This is a genomic window from Paucilactobacillus oligofermentans DSM 15707 = LMG 22743 (genome assembly GCF_001434315.1).
GTDB classification, from domain to species: domain Bacteria; phylum Bacillota; class Bacilli; order Lactobacillales; family Lactobacillaceae; genus Paucilactobacillus; species Paucilactobacillus oligofermentans.
This window is the reverse complement of the sequence record NZ_AZFE01000031.1, coordinates 670,713-687,609: the sequence shown is the minus strand read 5'-3', so window position 1 is coordinate 687,609 and position 16,897 is coordinate 670,713. Positions and strand designations below refer to the sequence as shown.

Annotated in this window: 13 protein-coding genes; 5 read left to right on the top strand and 8 right to left on the bottom strand. The window is 34.1% G+C overall.

The window, feature by feature from the left end; translation table 11 throughout:
• The first annotated feature begins 36 nt into the window (after positions 1-36).
• On the top strand, positions 37-756 hold the full coding sequence (locus FC70_RS06855) for a GntR family transcriptional regulator (RefSeq protein ID WP_057890249.1): 720 nt from the start codon (positions 37-39) through the stop codon (positions 754-756).
• Entirely contained in the window at positions 753-1,643 is an 891-nt protein-coding gene (locus FC70_RS06850) for an ROK family protein (protein WP_057890248.1), read from the top strand. The genes FC70_RS06855 and FC70_RS06850 overlap by 4 nt, the downstream gene beginning before the upstream one ends.
• A gap of 148 nt (positions 1,644-1,791) precedes the next feature.
• On the opposite strand, the gene FC70_RS06845 is transcribed toward FC70_RS06850, so the two are convergent.
• From FC70_RS06845 to asnB, 8 genes are all read right to left on the bottom strand, one after another.
• A complete protein-coding gene (locus FC70_RS06845; RefSeq protein WP_057890247.1) occupies positions 1,792-3,195 on the bottom strand; it encodes a glycoside-pentoside-hexuronide (GPH):cation symporter in 1,404 nt (467 codons plus the stop codon).
• Between the two features lie 455 nt (positions 3,196-3,650).
• On the bottom strand, positions 3,651-4,451 hold the full coding sequence (locus FC70_RS06840; RefSeq protein WP_057890246.1) for an AraC family transcriptional regulator: 801 nt from the start codon (positions 4,449-4,451) through the stop codon (positions 3,651-3,653).
• A gap of 27 nt (positions 4,452-4,478) precedes the next feature.
• On the bottom strand, positions 4,479-5,801 hold the full coding sequence (locus FC70_RS06835; RefSeq protein WP_057890245.1) for a glycoside hydrolase family 5 protein: 1,323 nt from the start codon (positions 5,799-5,801) through the stop codon (positions 4,479-4,481).
• 14 nt (positions 5,802-5,815) lie between these two features.
• Positions 5,816-7,015, bottom strand: coding sequence for an MFS transporter (locus FC70_RS06830; RefSeq protein ID WP_057890244.1), 1,200 nt, complete (start codon positions 7,013-7,015; stop codon positions 5,816-5,818).
• A gap of 15 nt (positions 7,016-7,030) precedes the next feature.
• Entirely contained in the window at positions 7,031-9,043 is a 2,013-nt protein-coding gene (locus tag FC70_RS06825; RefSeq protein ID WP_057890243.1) for a beta-galactosidase, read from the bottom strand.
• A gap of 192 nt (positions 9,044-9,235) precedes the next feature.
• Positions 9,236-9,865: a hypothetical protein gene (locus tag FC70_RS06820; protein WP_057890242.1), complete on the bottom strand. Its 630-nt coding sequence runs from the start codon at positions 9,863-9,865 to the stop codon at positions 9,236-9,238.
• 242 nt (positions 9,866-10,107) lie between these two features.
• Positions 10,108-10,719 (bottom strand): L,D-transpeptidase, encoded by a 612-nt coding sequence (locus FC70_RS06815; RefSeq protein ID WP_057890241.1) that lies wholly within the window; start codon positions 10,717-10,719, stop codon positions 10,108-10,110.
• Positions 10,720-11,092: 373 nt separating this feature from the next.
• Positions 11,093-12,952 carry an asparagine synthase (glutamine-hydrolyzing) gene (asnB, locus tag FC70_RS06810; RefSeq protein ID WP_057890240.1) on the bottom strand — a complete coding sequence of 620 codons (1,860 nt, stop codon included), beginning with the start codon at positions 12,950-12,952 and terminating at the stop codon, positions 11,093-11,095.
• Positions 12,953-13,202: 250 nt separating this feature from the next.
• Between asnB and FC70_RS06805 the strand changes: the two genes are divergently transcribed.
• From FC70_RS06805 to FC70_RS06795, 3 genes are all read left to right on the top strand, one after another.
• Entirely contained in the window at positions 13,203-14,675 is a 1,473-nt protein-coding gene (locus FC70_RS06805) for a UDP-N-acetylmuramoyl-L-alanyl-D-glutamate--2,6-diaminopimelate ligase (RefSeq protein WP_057890239.1), read from the top strand.
• Positions 14,676-14,768: 93 nt separating this feature from the next.
• A complete protein-coding gene (locus FC70_RS06800; protein ID WP_083478668.1) occupies positions 14,769-16,010 on the top strand; it encodes a dicarboxylate/amino acid:cation symporter in 1,242 nt (413 codons plus the stop codon).
• 137 nt (positions 16,011-16,147) lie between these two features.
• Positions 16,148-16,849, top strand: coding sequence for an aspartate/glutamate racemase family protein (locus FC70_RS06795; protein ID WP_057890237.1), 702 nt, complete (start codon positions 16,148-16,150; stop codon positions 16,847-16,849).
• Positions 16,850-16,897 lie beyond the last annotated feature (48 nt).

Here is a 16,897-nt window from a genome sequence, read left to right as displayed (position 1 = left end):
CGTGCTTTTAACTTAATCTATTAGGAGTTGAGAAATATGTATCATGATATCGCCGAAGATATTATTCAACAAATCAATAACCACGTGTATACTGACAAGCTTCCCAGTGAAGCTAAATTAACAGATCACTACAGTGTAAGTCGTAATACAGTTCGAAAGGCAATTGATGAAGTTTGTCAACAAGGTTTGCTGCGCCGTATTAAAGGCAGCGGCTACTTCGTGAATCAAATTACCATAGATGATGAAGTACCTGTTGTTAACTTATCACTTGGTGCGGGAAAAGCAATGAAAGCCATCAACGCAAATTTAACTTCAAAAGTTCTTATTTTTGAAGTTACGACAGCCGACCAATTTCAAGCCGAACATTTGCACATTGAAATCGGCGAGCCGCTTACCCATATTCTTCGTTTACGTAAATTAGATGGCACAAATTATTGTCTTGAGGATAGTTATTATTTAAAAAGTCAGATCCCTCAGATCACCGTCAAGGATGCCGAAAAATCAATTTTTTCAGCCATTAAGCGTGATTACAACTTAACAGTTAATAGTGCAGAAAATTATGTTAAAGTTGCCAATCTCACTGAGCAAGAGCTTGCATTAACTGGAATTACTACCACGGAAACATTACTGGCACTAACCCAAATCAACTATCATGGTAACAATATCGCTTTCGTTATTTCAACAACCAAGTTTTTCGACCGTAATTTCAACCTCTACTTCCATTCTTCACAAACATTTGGAGGCGAAACTAAATGAAAAAAATTGCTTTGATTGACGTAGGTGGTACAAGTATTAAATTCGGTACGTGGGATGGAACTAATTTAAAAAAATATAATTCTGAAGCAACTCCTGATAACCTTGAAGATTTTTACAAAGTTTTAAAAATTCACGTTGCATCACTAAGAGACCAGGCCCAAATTGTTGGAGTTGGCATTAGCATACCAGGTGCTGTTAATAAACAAACTGGCCAAATTGAGGGCACTAGTGCGCTTAATTATATTCATTATTTTAATATCAAAGCCGAATTAGAACGACAACTCGGTTTATCAGTAACAATAGAAAATGATGCAAATTGTGCTGCACTTGCTGAAGTAACAGACGGTGCCGGTAAAGATGTTAATAATTTACTGTTCATTGTCCTTGGGACTGGCGTTGGCGGTGCTGTTATCTTTGACAATCACATTTGGCACGGAAAACACTTATTAGGCGGAGAATTTGGCTATATGCTAGTTGATAATTCACATATATTAAGTGATGTTGGTTCACCAGTTAAAGTTGGGCAAAAATTTACTAAGGAAAAAAATAACGGACAGGTTTATGAAGGAAAAGAAGTTTTTGATTTAGCTGAGCAAGGAGATCTGCTTGCAAAAAAAGAAGTTGATTACTTTTATCGTACACTGGCTCGAGTTATTTTTAACTTACAATACAGTTTTGATCCCGAAAAAATTATTATTGGTGGTGGAATATCCAACAACGATCACTTAATTAGTAACCTAAATCGTGAAATTGAATTATGCCAGCAACAAAGCAAGATTGGTGTCATTACACCCAACCTCGTCGTTTGTAAATATACCGACGCTGCAAATCTACGTGGTGCCGCAGTTGATTTTATAACAACTTATCCAGATGCAATCAAGGAATAGCATAATATATCAAATATTACTCATACAAAGTACTAATTATTAATTTAAAAATCACTTTATTGCATAAAAAATAACCTGTAACAAACCCACTAAAGGATTGTTACAGGTTATTTTTAATTTAATTATGATTAAATCTTAATTTTTAATCTTAGTCTTCAGCATTTTCACGTTCATGCTTAACAGACAAATCGCTTAACATTTGCTTTTCAATTCCATCAACCTTATAAAAGGCTAATGCAAGCCCTGAAAGAGCAAAGCCGATCAATGGAACCCAAATATAGTTCAACTCTATACCATGTAAAGCGGTTGCATTTTGTGCATGGTTAGCAGCGTAACCGGTTGCTGATAAAATCCAACCTGTAATTACACCACCAAAACCCATACCTAATTTAGCACTAAAGCTTGAAAATGATGTAACAATTCCTTCGGCACGAACTCCATTTTTCCATTCACCGTAATCAACAGCATCAGCTAACATAACGGCTATTAATCCAGAAACGAATCCAGTTCCAATATAACCAACTAACGTTGCACCAATAATAATTGGAACACTAAGATGTGCAGCACCTAGTCCCAAAAGTAATTGACCTACACAGGCAAGAATCATACCACCAAGCATAGTATTACGTTTACCAATTAATCTAGCTGTAAGCGGTGTCAAAACTACGGCTATTAAAGAAACAAATTGAAGACTAAGCACTAATGATGCCAATCCCATATTATGCATATTGTATTTGAAAAAATATACCGTAACTTGAGAACGAGTTTGCATACCCAACCAATAAATAAAGTTAATAAAAATAATAATTACCCATGGCCAATTGCGACGCAATGCCTTAAGTGATTTTTTAATTGGAATCGATTTCCGAGAACTCTTAGTTTGCACACGTTCTTTAGTGTTTTTGAAAACGATTGCAAATAAAATCACAACAATAATAGCAACAATTAATGCCCAGACAAACCAGCCACGAGCACTAGTAGTTGAGCCTCCACCAAATTTTGCAACCATAGTTAATGTAATCCCAGTAATAATTGCAGCACCAGCAGTTCCCATAAATTGGCGTATTGTCGAAAGAACAACACGTTCTTGTGGGTTACTTGTTAATGATGGCAAAATCGAAGTAATTGGAATGTTAACTGCGGAATACAAAACATCAACACCAATATAAGTAATATATGCCCAAATTAACTTACCAGTTAAACCTAAGTTTGGTGTGGTAAAAACTAGCACACAGAAAATTGCAAATGGTATTGAGAACCACAGCCAATACGGACGACTCTTACCAAACTTAGTGTGCGTGTGATCAATTAAAATACCCCAAATTGGTCCATCAACGGCGTCAAAGAAGCGAGCAACAAAAAATAACGTACCAACAGCTGCCGCACTAATACCAAATGTATCGGTATAAAAAATCATTAAGTATGTACCAACCATTTGGAATGATAAATTACATGCAAAATCACTTAAACTATATGAAAAACGCTCATTCCACGGAACCATATTTTTAGGCTTCTGTGGAACAACGTCAGAATTTGAAACTTTTTGATCCATAACTAGCACCTCTCCATAAACTAAATTAGACAACCATAATAAATTCAATTTCCTAACTGGTATCGTATTGTAATCGGTTACATTTGTCAATATTTTTTTTAGTATTTATCTAATCTTTTAATTATCAAATACTCATAATACAGCTAAATTACAAGCATCGCGAATTCGATTAATCGCCACTATATAAGCGTTTTTATAATACATTTGTCTTTTTAAAATAAGTGTGATCTATACCAATAGCTACTCATATATTAGCTTAAATTTATTTTATTTTCTAAAATTAATTTATCATGATAATACTTAATTTTAGTCAAGTTAGATAATTATACTTCCTAACTCGCACAAATTAAATTCATTAACAATAATCATATTAATCTAACTAAATTATCTTTTAAAATAAAAAAACTTTCAGACTATTATTTCAATCTGAAAGCTTTTAAGCTAATGGTTTATTTTTAAAAATACTGTCTAAATCGGTTCGGCGTAACTTTTTCTTTCTTTTTAAAAGTACTAATAAAATAACTATTAGTATTAAACCCTACTCGTTGGCCAATTTCCTCAACACTCATATTTGCTTGATTTATCAATAACTCTTTTGCTTTCTTAACTCGATAATTTATCAATATTTTATGTGGCGAACTACTTAAATTTTCGCGAAATATTTCGAGAATATACTGCAAACTATAATTGGTAACTCTAACAAAATCATCATTTTTTAAATCTAACATATATTGCTTTTCAATTAAGTTAATAATCGGTTCAATAATAAACTCTTGTGCCTTTGGATCAATATTATTACTAACTTGATTCTTTTTAATTAGCAATAAAAATTTATATACTAAAACCGAGGATTCATATTCATCAATTTTATTTGCTTTTACATTTTCATAGTAGTTATCTACAAACTGTAGTAATTGACAATTTGGATTAGAAATGTGGATGTATTTTTTAAATTTTAACGAATCCAACATTTCTGAAATTAATTCTCCGCCAAACGTAAAATAAGCAGTATTCCAATCACTAGACTTACTTTTATATGAATGTGGTATATCTTTATCAATTAAAATTCCCTGGCCTGTACTAAGTTCAATTAACTTTCCATCTATTTGAATAACACCCGCCCCTGATATTGTTTGCAACCAATGAACAAACGGATATCCCAAATCTCTATTTACATTTTCTTGATTCCATTCATTACTAACACTATCAGCATACAACGGTAATGAATAATCAATAATTCCAAAACTATATCTCAAATTCATTACCCCCTTTTGCAAACAAAATTAACTTGTATATTTCATCAATAACTTTTCATATTTATCGTAATAGTCACAATTATCGAAACTAAAGCTATCCAGTTTGCTGATAAAATCTTGCCAACTAATTTTTTCCAATAATGGAATTAATATTCCTTCTTGTTGATAACGATAAAGTATTCCTCGTACTCTAAATTGTAACTCATATTCCAAATCTTTATCATCCAAATTAAATTCTTGCGCCATTTTATGAGTAATTTTATTTGCTTGACTCATTTCATCATAATGAGTCCACTTTGTATGAACTTCATCAACCAATTTCATCCAATCTGAATCCTTTTTAGGATGCGTTAACCCCATAAAGCAAGCATCTTTATACGCCCACAAACACCACGAAATATTTCTAGATTCAAATATATCAATAGTATCTTCTAACAATTCCATACTAAAATCGATATCATCTTCTTTTATATCATATCCAGCTTCACCACAAATCAATGGTACATTTAAGCCTTTAATTGTATTTAAAACATCAATTAATCCCAAATCAAATTCTTTTTTTCGTTCAGCTCGATCTAAATTTCGATCTAATAAATTTTCTTTCCACACCGTAGGATAGTAATGGAAACTGATAATCATTTTTGAATCTTTTTTTATATCTAACTCTGACATATCCATTGCAAAATGATCACCTTCAACAATCACAGCATGATTGGTATCACTTTTTCTAATAATATCGATTGTCTCATTATAAAAACTATTTAAAGTATCCATATCAGCCATTGCAGGTTCATTTAATAAATCATAACCTAATAAATAACTATACTGATTTGCAAGTTCACTAGCTATTTTTCCCCAAACTTCAACTAGTTGATTTCTTAAACTTTTAAACTCCCAAAATTGTGGTACTCCCGTTCGATTATCACTATGCCAATCTGGATTTTGACCACCTGGCGAAGTGTGCATATCAAGCATACAAAAAATTTGATATTTTTCACAATAATCTAATAATCGTTTAAGTTTTTCTAACCCATCCTTTTTAAATTCTAAAGTATTATCATCAATAAAATTACGATAATTTATTGGTACTCTTAAGAAGTTAATGTTAATCTTTTTCATAAATTTAAAATCATTCTCATCAATAAATTTATCAATAAAATAATTTTGGAATTCTTTACCCTTACCTTCACCGTATACTCGGTCAATACTATTCAAAATAACACTTTGTGGTCCTGGCATTCCAATCATAAAATGTTCAATATTCAGCCACGTTCCAATTCCTAAACCCCTAAGAATCAGTTGTTCACCATTAAAAAACATTTTATCTTGTTTAATTTCAATATAATTCATTATTATTTCCTCCGCTATTTTTCACTTTTTACAGACAATGGCTTAACTACAAAGAACATTAAAATTCCCGCAACTACTAATAGCCAACCAAAGAAATAGAAAGTAAACGCTAAATCACTACTTGGATGAAACATTCCAATCCATCCTAAAATTAATGGCGTAATAAATGATCCAATGTTACAGCCAACAATCATCAATGATGTAGTTAAGTTCAAAGAATTCTTCGGCGTAATTTCAGCCCCAATATTAAATACATATGTCACAACAATTCCCGAAATCGTACTAGTTAAAATAACTCCTGCACCAATTACAATTGCGTTTGAAGACATAGCTATCATTAATTGACTTACTCCAGTAAATGCTAATGTAATTGGCAAAAATGTATATTTTAATAATTTTAATAATTCACCAAAGATCACTCCAGTTAATACTCCACCAAATTGCGCTAAACTCAAGATAATTGCAACTTTTCCAATCGTTATATATCCATTAGTTGTAACTAATTCTGTAATTCGAGTGTATGATGCAATAATTGGAATTAAATATAAAACACAAAACATCGTCCAAAAAATAACTTTACCATTAACTTTTTGCTTTTTCTTTTCGTGATCAACTTGAACATTTTTCATATCTTCATCAGGCTCCGGTACATTTAAAGCAAATAAAATTGTCATAATAAATGCTAAACCATAGACCCAAAACGAAGCGTGCCAATTAAAAGCAATTAATAATTCAGAAGCAACAAAAGTAGTAATTGAACTCCCTAATTTTTCACAAGATCCTCTAAATCCCATCATATTAGCTTTTTCTTGACCATTAAAAAACATACCTATTAAACTGACTGCATATGAATTAACTAAACCAAAACCAACTCCCAATAACAATCTTGAACCAAAAAATACGGAATAATTAGTTGTCCAAGCTGGAGCAGTTCCGGCAAAACCAGCAATCAATAATCCTAAAATAACCGTTCTTTTAACACCAATCCATTTAGCCAACCATGAACTAAATAATGTTGCAAAAACAACAGAAATCGATGGTAACGTCTGCAACAATTCTACATTAGACCTAGCTACGTCAGGAAATGCTTTTAACCAGCTTGGTATTGTAGCCGCGATTGCAGTACCCGATGTTAAAATAATTGAAATTGACAATAATGAAACTTTCATCATTACTGAATGTTTATCCGTATTTTGAATTTGTGATTTATCCATCTTACTTCTCCATTTCTATTTTGATTCCCGTAAAATTACTACACCAAAACTCTTTAAATTTATTTGTTTTCCAACCTTTAAATCTGAAAGTAAAACTTCAGCAGAAATACATGGATTATCAATCTTTATTTCACTATCACTCGTATTAATAATGAAATAAAAGTTTTCATTTTTTGTTGATCTAATAGATATTTCAACTTCATTCGCTTGCTTAATAATCACATCAGTTCCGCTACAAATACGTTTTACTAAGCTGTACATTCCTTTTTCATCAATCATTGATCCACAATATATCGCTTGACCTTTACCATAGTTATTTTTAGTAATTACCGGTGTATTGTCATAAAAAATATTACCTGAATATTTAGCCCAAACATCTGCATGATCAGCTACGACTAAATCACATACACCATCTGTAGTACCTATTTCATTATTACAATCATCTAATATATTTATTTCTTCATCTGCTGATCGTGCATCTCTTTCATCAACTTGAATTCCAAGAACTTCTCTTAATGGTTCCAAATATCCACCACTATAGATGTTGTCATTTTCATCAGCTAAACACGAAAGATACGATGTAACAAACCTACCACCATTTTCAACAAATCCAGTTATTTCACTAATAAAACTAGGTTTCATCATATATAAAACTGGAGCTACCACTACTGAATAATCTTGTAAATTATCGTTTTGTGAAATAATATCAACTGAAATTCCACAATCATAAAACGCTTTATAAAATCTTTGAATTTCATTAACATAACTCAAGTTTTCCAAAGGACCAATTGAATTTTCAATCCCCCAATAACTTTCCCAATCAAAAACTATCGCAACTTTGGCAATGTTACGTGCATGTTGCATTGAGCCTGATAATTTAGACAATTCATTACCTAAATTCTTTACTTCTTTAAAAGTACGAGTATTAACACTATTACTATGTGTTAACACAGAACCATGAAACTTTTCTGCACCACTTTTAGCTTGTTTAAGCTGAAAAAACTGAACACTACTAGCTCCATGTGCAATTGCTTGATAGCTTAGCATCCTCATTTCACCAGGCTTTTTTAATGCATTATATGGATACCAGTTTTGCTGATTTGGAGTTTGTTCCATTAGCAAAAAAGGCGCCTGTTTAAGACCGCGCATAAGATCATGTTGCATTGCAGTATTACTAATTGGTTCTTTAGATTCCGGGTAATTATCCCATGAAACGATGTCCATCTCTTTTGCCCACTTAAAGTAATCCAGATCTTTTTTAGAGCCCATTAAATTAGTCGTTATTGCATGATTTTGATCATATTTTTTAATACAATCTCTTTCAACACAGTAATTATTTAATAAGCTGTCCGACTGAAATCTTTGATAATCAAGCGCTGCACCACTTAATACTGGTTTACCATTATCAAATAAATCTGAAATTTTCATCGGTGGATTAATTTCATCCCAGTCATAATATGTATGACTCCAAAAATTACTATTCCACTTTTGATTTAGATTAGTGATATCTTTGTATTTACTTTTTAACCAAATTCTAAATTTTCTTGCACAATTATCACAGTAACAATATCCTTCATATTCATTAGATACGTGCCAACAGACCATGTTATCTAAGTTATAATATCGCTTAGCTAATTCAGCAACCAATCCCAGGGATAGTCTTTTATAATTCAAACTATTAGGACATGCATTATGTCTTTTACCATGTTTTTGACGAATGCCATTTGTATTAACCCTTGAAATGTCAGGATATTTTTTTATCATCCAAGCTGGCATCGCGGCTGTCGATGTTGCTAAAATAATTTTAATATCATTATCGGATAAAAGTTTAATAATTTTATCCAGCATTGTGAAATTATATTTTCCTTCTGCATATTCCAAAATAGCCCAAGAAAATACATTTATTGTTGCTACATTTATTTTTGCGGTTTTTAATTTATCGATATCCAGTTGCCACGTTTCTTCTGGCCATTGTTCTGGATTATAATCTCCTCCATACAAAAAAGTTGCTTGATTTTTAATTTCCAAAATAATAACTCCTAATCATTTCTTAGAAAGCGCTTTCTTTAAAAGATATTATCACAGCATTTTAATCATGTAATTAAAGATAATTATGAATAAATATCACAAATTGAAACTATTTAATTATTTTTTAAATAAAAAAAATCCATTGAAAATTCAATTAATTGAATTTTCAATGGAGCAAAAATATAAATATTATTATGGCTTACTTGTCTGTGTCTGGGCATTAGATGACGCTTCGGCTGATGATTGCGCAGCTGCGAGTGAAGACTCTTGAGCTTCTTGATTTTTTCGAGAAGCTTCGGCTGCAGACTGTGAGTCAGCTGCTGCCTTGGAACTCGCCGCTTGCGAATTAGCAACTGACTGATTATAAGCTGATTGTGCAGCCGCACGGGAACTAGAAGCAGCGGCATTAGTCGAGTATTGTGCTTGATAATTAGTTGAACTACTTGTCTTGCTACTACTCTTAACACTGCTTGTCTTCTTTTTCGAACTACTTACTTTCTTTTTCGAACTACTTACTTTCTTTTTTGAACTAGAACTTGATACAACGTCTGATTCACGAGTTGTTGAAATTGGATCGCGTTGTTTAATTGCAAACACAACAATCATGATTACCAAGATCGCAACTAATGATAATAAAATAATTTTAATTGGTTTTAATTTTTTATGTGGCTTTTTCGAACCTTTCTTTTTTCGATCAGCCTTGTCAGCTTTTCGTGCTGCTCGACTTTCACCATAAAAGGGACTTTTAGGCGTAGACTTTTTTGATGGTTCTGTTGCTTTGGAATGTCGCCCTACACGGGTATTGGGGTCTTGATTATTCACAATATCACCTCTAATAGTTATCTGTTATATCGACAATTATACACTTTCAACGAAACATACAAAAGCCGATTAGCTTGGGGAAACTAATCGACTTTCAGTTAAGTGAGATTGTAACCGATAAATCAGTTACGCTTTTCATTACTTTGGAGGAGTAAGTGAAAAGAAGTTTAATTGGTATGATGCAATCATAGCCACTTCTTGTGAAGAAATTATGAAGTTATTATCATCAATTAGTAAAGAATCTAATTTTTTGTAATGGATACTTTCATACCCTCAGGAACATTATTATAAATCCATTTAGCATCAGGTACTGATAACCGAACGCAACCATGCGAATTAGATTCTTTTCCTAATTCTTTGGCTTCACTTAAGATATAATTACCATTTTCGTCTACCGGAACCGTATGGAATAAGTAAACACCATGATCTTTCCAACTGACCCAATAATTGGCACCTTCGCCACCCTTGGCACTATAAAATGATGTTCCCCGTTCTGCTTGAATATAATACGTACCCGTTGGGGTTGCATTATCCCCACCGCTACCGGTTGAACAATACATAGTATATAAAACATCATTGCCATTCATAATGTAGGTTCGATTTTTAGCCAGCGAAACGTGAATCCACGCATTCGGATATTTACTTAAATCAGGATAAGCAACTTTTTCTGACGATTTTTTCCAGTTAACTTTATTCATAACTGAACTTTTCGTTGTAGTTGATTTTTCAGTCTTATTGGTATTATTTGTCGTTGCCGCATACTCAGTTTCATGTACGCTAAAAGTGACAATCAAAATCATTGCCAAAAATAAAATAATTGTTATTCCTGTTAATTGTTTAACTTTTTTGTTCATTGGTATCCTCTTTAATACAACTTACTTTTATCAGTATCTAATTTTAACAATAATTCAAGTCAATTTCTATCATATCAACCCATTAGCTCCCAAATTTACAATAACTTTATGTACTTTTAATATATTGCATCAAATCTAGCATAATCAACTTAATATTAATAAAAAAGTCGATTAGCTCGGGTAAGCTAATCGACTTTTAGGAGTAGGATTGTAGCTGCTTGCCAGCTACTGTCTTCATTACTTTGGAGGAGTAAATGAAAGAGGTTTGGTTTAATTGGTATGATGTAACTATACCGCGATCATGTGAAGAAATTGTGAACGAGTCGCGATAAAATTTTGAAAGGTTTGCTAAGTAAATCTCAATCAGAATTATCTAAACTAAATTAGGAAATTTACCTTCAATATAAACTTGATGCCAAACCATAAACGTTAGGACCGTCCAAATTTTACGTGAATTGTCTCGAACGCCATTTGTATGGTCTGCAAGTAATTTCAAAACAAAATCTTTATTAATATAATCATCAACTTCAGATTCATTAATTGTTTGGACTGCCCAATCATGTAATTCATTTTTCAACCAAAAACGAATTGGTACTGGGAAACCAAGCTTTTTACGATAAAGCACATTATCTGGGGTAAATGATTCTGCTGCCTTACGTAAAATGTACTTAGTGGTATTATGCGCTATTTTCATATCGGCTGGAATGGTTGAGGCAACCTTAAAGACTTCCTTATCAATAAATGGGGTCCTTAATTCCAAACTAGCAGCCATCGTGGTCCGATCAGCGTTTAATAATAAATCACCGATTAACCAAGTATGCATATCAACATCTTCCATTCGATTAATTGGATCTAAGTTCGTTGTCGCATCATAAAATGGTTTTGTGATTACGGTATATGGATTCGCTGGATTATAACGTTTCAATAGTTGGGCTTTTTCATCTTCCATGAAGATTTTAGCATTTCCAACAAATCGTTTCTCAAGTGGAGTTGTCCCCCGTTCTAAAAAGCTCTTACCACGCATACCGGCTGGTAATTTACTAGCAAGACTGTTGATAGCCCCATTTAATGGCTTAGGGAAATAATCAAACATTTTTAATGAATTAGGTTCGTTATAAATCGTATAACCACCAAATAATTCATCAGCACCTTCACCAGTTAATGCAACTTTACAATATTGACGGGCTAACTTAGCAAGGAAAAATTGTGGCACGGCGGCTGGATCAGCCAATGGATCATCCATATGGTACATAAAGTTTGGAAATTCCTTAACAAACTCTTCTGGCGTAATTACTTTACTAATATTTTCAACATCTAGACGTTGTGCGGTTTCTTCAGCAACATCAATTTCGCTATAGCCTTCACGCGCAAAACCAACCGAAAATGTTTTGATGTTTGGGCTCATCTGACGCGCAAGCGCAACAATGATCGATGAATCAACGCCCCCCGATAAGAATGATCCAACGGTTACGTCAGCTCGCATATGTTTGGCAACACTATCATGTAGTGATTCGGCAATTTTTTCAGCTAGTTTATTTTCATCTTGAACTGGTTTAGGAGTAAACTTAGGTTCAAAATATTTAGTGATTTTCATCTCTTCGCCGGGACGCTTAATAAAATAATGCCCTGGTGTAAGACGTTTAATGTTCGTACTCATCGTATATGGATCTGGAACATATTGAAATGTCATGTAATGTTGCAACGCGGCATCATCAACTGATTTATCATTTAATAGTTTAACAATTGATTTCTTTTCCGACGCAAAATAAACTTGACCATCTTGTTCCGCATAATGAAATGGTTTAATTCCAAAATGATCGCGAGCACCATAGACTTCATGCGTTTGCGTATCAATAATGACAAATGCAAACATCCCGCGTAACTTAGCGGCCGTTTCGACACCATATTTTTTATACATTCCTAAAATAACTTCGGTATCACTGCTTGTCTTAAACTCATAGCCATCCGCTTTAAGTTCATCGCGTAGTTCAACGTAGTTATAAACTTCACCATTAAACACAATCCAATAGCGTTGTTCGTCATAAGATAATGGTTGTCCACCATGGCTCAAGTCGATGATACTGAGGCGACGAAAACCTAACGTAACATCCTCATTTTCAAAATATCCTTCATCATCAGGACCACGATGAGTAATCACTTGATTCATAACTTTAATATCTTCTAATTGTGAACCACTGTTATTTTGATGAATTGCACCAACAAAACCGCACATAATAATATTCTCCTAATTTTTAATCAATGCTTATATTATACTGGTTTTCATTAACGCTGTCATTAAACGAGCATTAAAGATCTGATATTATTTACATAATAACGCCTATCCTAAATCCACTTAAAATTATCTGCCTGAAATTAAGGTAAACTTAATCTATCTAATCCCGGTTGGTCTTTATAAGCTGGGGCAACCATGCTAAAATTATCATTATTATTGAAAATTTATTTATCGAAGGAAGAATATACAGATGCAAGCATCTAATTTAGTTAATTTATTACAAATCAATCGTTGTGATAGTGAAAAACTAGAACACATTGATATCAATGAAGTCGTTAATGATACGCGTGCAATTACACCTGGGTGCTGTTTTGTCGCTATTTCTGGTGGTCACTTTGATGGTCATCAGCACGTCCAGGCAGCACTTGATGCGGGGGCAGCATTAATTGTGATTGAAAAACCGGTTGAAATTTCTGATCATAGCCGGGTAATCATGGTTCCCAACACTTATAAAGCCTTGGCTCAAATTAGTACTCGCTTTTATGGCAATCCTAGTTCCAAGCTGACTACTTTTGGCGTTACTGGAACGAATGGCAAAACCACCATTACTCATTTGATCAGCCAAATTATGGAAGATGCTGGTCAAAAAACCGGGATTATTGGCACCATGTATAACAAAATTGGTGATACTAAGATTCCCACCATTAATACCACGCCTGATCCACACACTGTCCAATCCATTCTTAGTGAAATGGTTACTGCTGACGTGAATTCGGTCGCAATGGAAGTTTCTTCAATCGCATTAGTCCAAGGTCGCGTTTGGGGTGTTGATTTCGACACCGCCATTTTTACTAATCTAACCGAAGATCATTTAGATTATCACAAAACCTTTGAAAATTATTTTGCAGCTAAAACCCTTCTCTTTTCTCAACTAGGGAATAGTTTTGCAGATGGTCAATGGGCCAAAAATGCGGTCATTAATATTGATGATCCCGCGGGCGTAAAATTATTAGATAAAACCGCAGCCAACATTTTAACTTATGGAACCCATGGCAAAGGCTTACTTCAAGCCGCTAACATCCGCGTCACTTCTCACGGCACTGAATATGACCTTTCGATTGATAACCAAACTTACCCCGTTAAACTCCAACTAATGGGTGATTTTAACGTTTATAATTCCCTTGCAGCGTTTGGAGCTGCCTATGTTAATGGGATTGACCCTGAACAAATTATTCAATCATTAGAAACCGTTAAAGGGGTCCGTGGACGTTTTGAAGTTGTTCCTAATGATGCCGATGTTACGGCCATTGTCGATTACGCCCATACCCCTGATGGCCTGCAAAATGTCCTTGAAACGATCAACGCTTTTGCGAAAGGTAAAGTTTATTGTGTGGTTGGCTGTGGTGGCGATCGTGATGCCCTTAAGCGACCAATCATGGCACAAATTGCGACTGATTATTCCACCAACCCAGTCTTCACCTCTGATAATCCACGGACTGAAGATCCCGAAATGATTCTTGATGATATGGTTGTCAACTTGAACGCTGATCAATATGTTCGTCAAATCGACCGTCGCGAAGCCATCAATTACGCCTTATCACAAGCCGTTGCTGGCGATGTTGTTTTAATTGCCGGTAAAGGTCACGAAGATTACCAAATTATTGGTACCACTAAACATCATTTAGATGATGTCGAAATCGTTAATGATTTTTTTGAAAAATAAATATTTTAAATACGGGGACTTACTTTAACAGCAATTAACAGATTAATTAGTAGGTAGTGTGTCATTCACACATAAGAGAAAAGGAGCAGTATCTTGAAAACAGTTTGGAAAAATTATCGCGGTCCAATATTTTTATTAGCCGGTTTAATCATTGGTGGTCTTTGTGGCGCCTTTTTCGGTACTAAAGTCGATGTTGTCAAACCACTTGGGGACTTATTTTTAAACCTCATGTATATGGTTTTAATTCCCTTAGTCTTTTTCAGCATTTCATCGGCCATCTCTGGTATGACCAATGTTACGCGATTAGGCAAAATTCTGGGAACAACAATTATGGTTTTCCTTGGAACTTCACTAATTGCTGCCATTTTTGGTTATCTAGCTGTGTTAATTTTCAATCCAATTAACAGTTTTGATATGACTAGTATTAAACATTTGATGGGGACCGTTAAGGGTGCGGGCGCTTCTGGAGATTCTTGGCTTTCACAATTAGTTAGCACCTTTACCGTTGACGATTTTAATAAAATTTTGACTAAGAATCACATGTTATCATTAATCATCGTCGCCATTTTAACGGGAATTGCTACTTCGACTTCTGGTAAAGCGGCCGAACCATTCGCTAAAGTTTTAGCCGCTGGTAACGTGGTAACCATGAAAATCGTTAAATACATTATGTATTATGCTCCCATCGGACTTGGTTGTTACTTCGCCACGGTAATTGGTAACTTAGGCGCTGAAATGGCCTCGACTTATCTTCGAACATTATTAGTTTATATTGGTTTCGCAATCTTCTATTTCTTTATTATTATGAGTGGCTATGCCTTTATTGCCGGTGGTAAAGCTGGTTTTAAAATCTTTTGGAAAAATATTAGCGCTCCTGCAATCACAGCCATTGCCACTAGTTCATCAGCCGCATCAATTCCCGTAAATATTGAATATACTAAAAAAATGGGCGTTACTGATGATATCGCTGAAACCGTGATTCCATTGGGTGCCAATATTCATAAAGATGGTTCCGTTGTTGGTGGGATCTTAAAAGCCACGTTCTTATTCGTATTATTCGGTAAGCCCATTAATACGCTACAAGATGCAGTGCTTATCATCTGTGTTGGTTTCTTAGTCGGTGTTGTTATGAGCGCCATTCCTGGTGGTGGTTTTGTAGCTGAAACCGTGATTATTACCGTTTTTGGTTTCCCAATGAGCGCGCTACCATTAATTTTAATCATTAGTGAAATTATTGATATTCCCGCAACCTTATTGAATTCATCATCTAACACTACATCTGGCATGTTAGTTGCTCGGATTGTTGAAGGAAAAGATTGGTTAAAAAAAGCATAGTCTGATTATGCAGCACTTCATTATTAAAGAGTTGAACTTACTGTTCAGCTCTTTTTGTTTCACGTGAAACAGGTCCGCCCACCGGTTTGCCAACTTTAGTGTTATCATATGACTAATTAACTTGAGGAGGTTTCAATATGAATCATTTTTTTACAATCCTTGGTGGCATGGGATCTCTAGCAACCGAAAGTTTTGTCCGCCTATTAAACGAACGAACACCAACTAATCGTGATCAAGATTACTTAGATTACATCGTTGTTAACCATGCCTCAATTCCCGATCGGTCAGCGTATATTTTGGATCATACCAAAGCTGATCCAACCTCAAAGCTCGTTGATGATGTTAAACAATTTAGTCAATTACAGCCCGCTTTTTTTGTTTTAACTTGTAACTCGGCCCATTATTTTTACGATAAAATGCAAGCCAATACTTCCATTCCAATTTTACATATGCCAAAATTAACGGTTGAAGCAATTGCCAAAATTAATCCCACCGCCCAACGAGTTGGAATTTTGGGTACTCCAGGAACTTTAACTACTGGGATTTATGATCAATTTTTAACTACCCATAATTATGAAGTAGTTCATCCCACAACTAAAATATTAGCTGAAACCAATAAATTAATTTTTGACGATATTAAGGGTGATGGAATCGTTAACCATGATCGTTATCATCATATTTTGCAGCAAATGCACGACGAATTACAGGTTGATATTACCATTCTTGGCTGTACTGAACTTTCACTGGCCCAAGAAAAAGCGCCCGATCACAATTTTTTGGTTGCGGATGCCCAGTCTATTTTGGTTGATAACACCATTAAACGAGCCCTTAATAAATAAATTACATCATTAAAAAAGCGAGTAAACAAAAATTAATTTTTGTTTACT

Bases quoted from the DNA above. Each gene is read 5' to 3' on its own strand.
- FC70_RS06855 (WP_057890249.1), top strand. From the start codon at position 37: ATGTATCATGATATCGCCGAAGATATTATTCAACAAATCAATAACCAC.
- FC70_RS06850 (WP_057890248.1), top strand. From the start codon at position 753: ATGAAAAAAATTGCTTTGATTGACGTAGGTGGTACAAGTATTAAATTC.
- FC70_RS06845 (WP_057890247.1), bottom strand. From the start codon at position 3,195: ATGGATCAAAAAGTTTCAAATTCTGACGTTGTTCCACAGAAGCCTAAA.
- FC70_RS06835 (WP_057890245.1), bottom strand. From the start codon at position 5,801: ATGAATTATATTGAAATTAAACAAGATAAAATGTTTTTTAATGGTGAA.
- FC70_RS06830 (WP_057890244.1), bottom strand. From the start codon at position 7,015: ATGGATAAATCACAAATTCAAAATACGGATAAACATTCAGTAATGATG.
- FC70_RS06815 (WP_057890241.1), bottom strand. From the start codon at position 10,719: ATGAACAAAAAAGTTAAACAATTAACAGGAATAACAATTATTTTATTT.
- asnB (WP_057890240.1), bottom strand. From the start codon at position 12,952: ATGTGCGGTTTTGTTGGTGCAATTCATCAAAATAACAGTGGTTCACAA.
- FC70_RS06805 (WP_057890239.1), top strand. From the start codon at position 13,203: ATGCAAGCATCTAATTTAGTTAATTTATTACAAATCAATCGTTGTGAT.
- FC70_RS06795 (WP_057890237.1), top strand. From the start codon at position 16,148: ATGAATCATTTTTTTACAATCCTTGGTGGCATGGGATCTCTAGCAACC.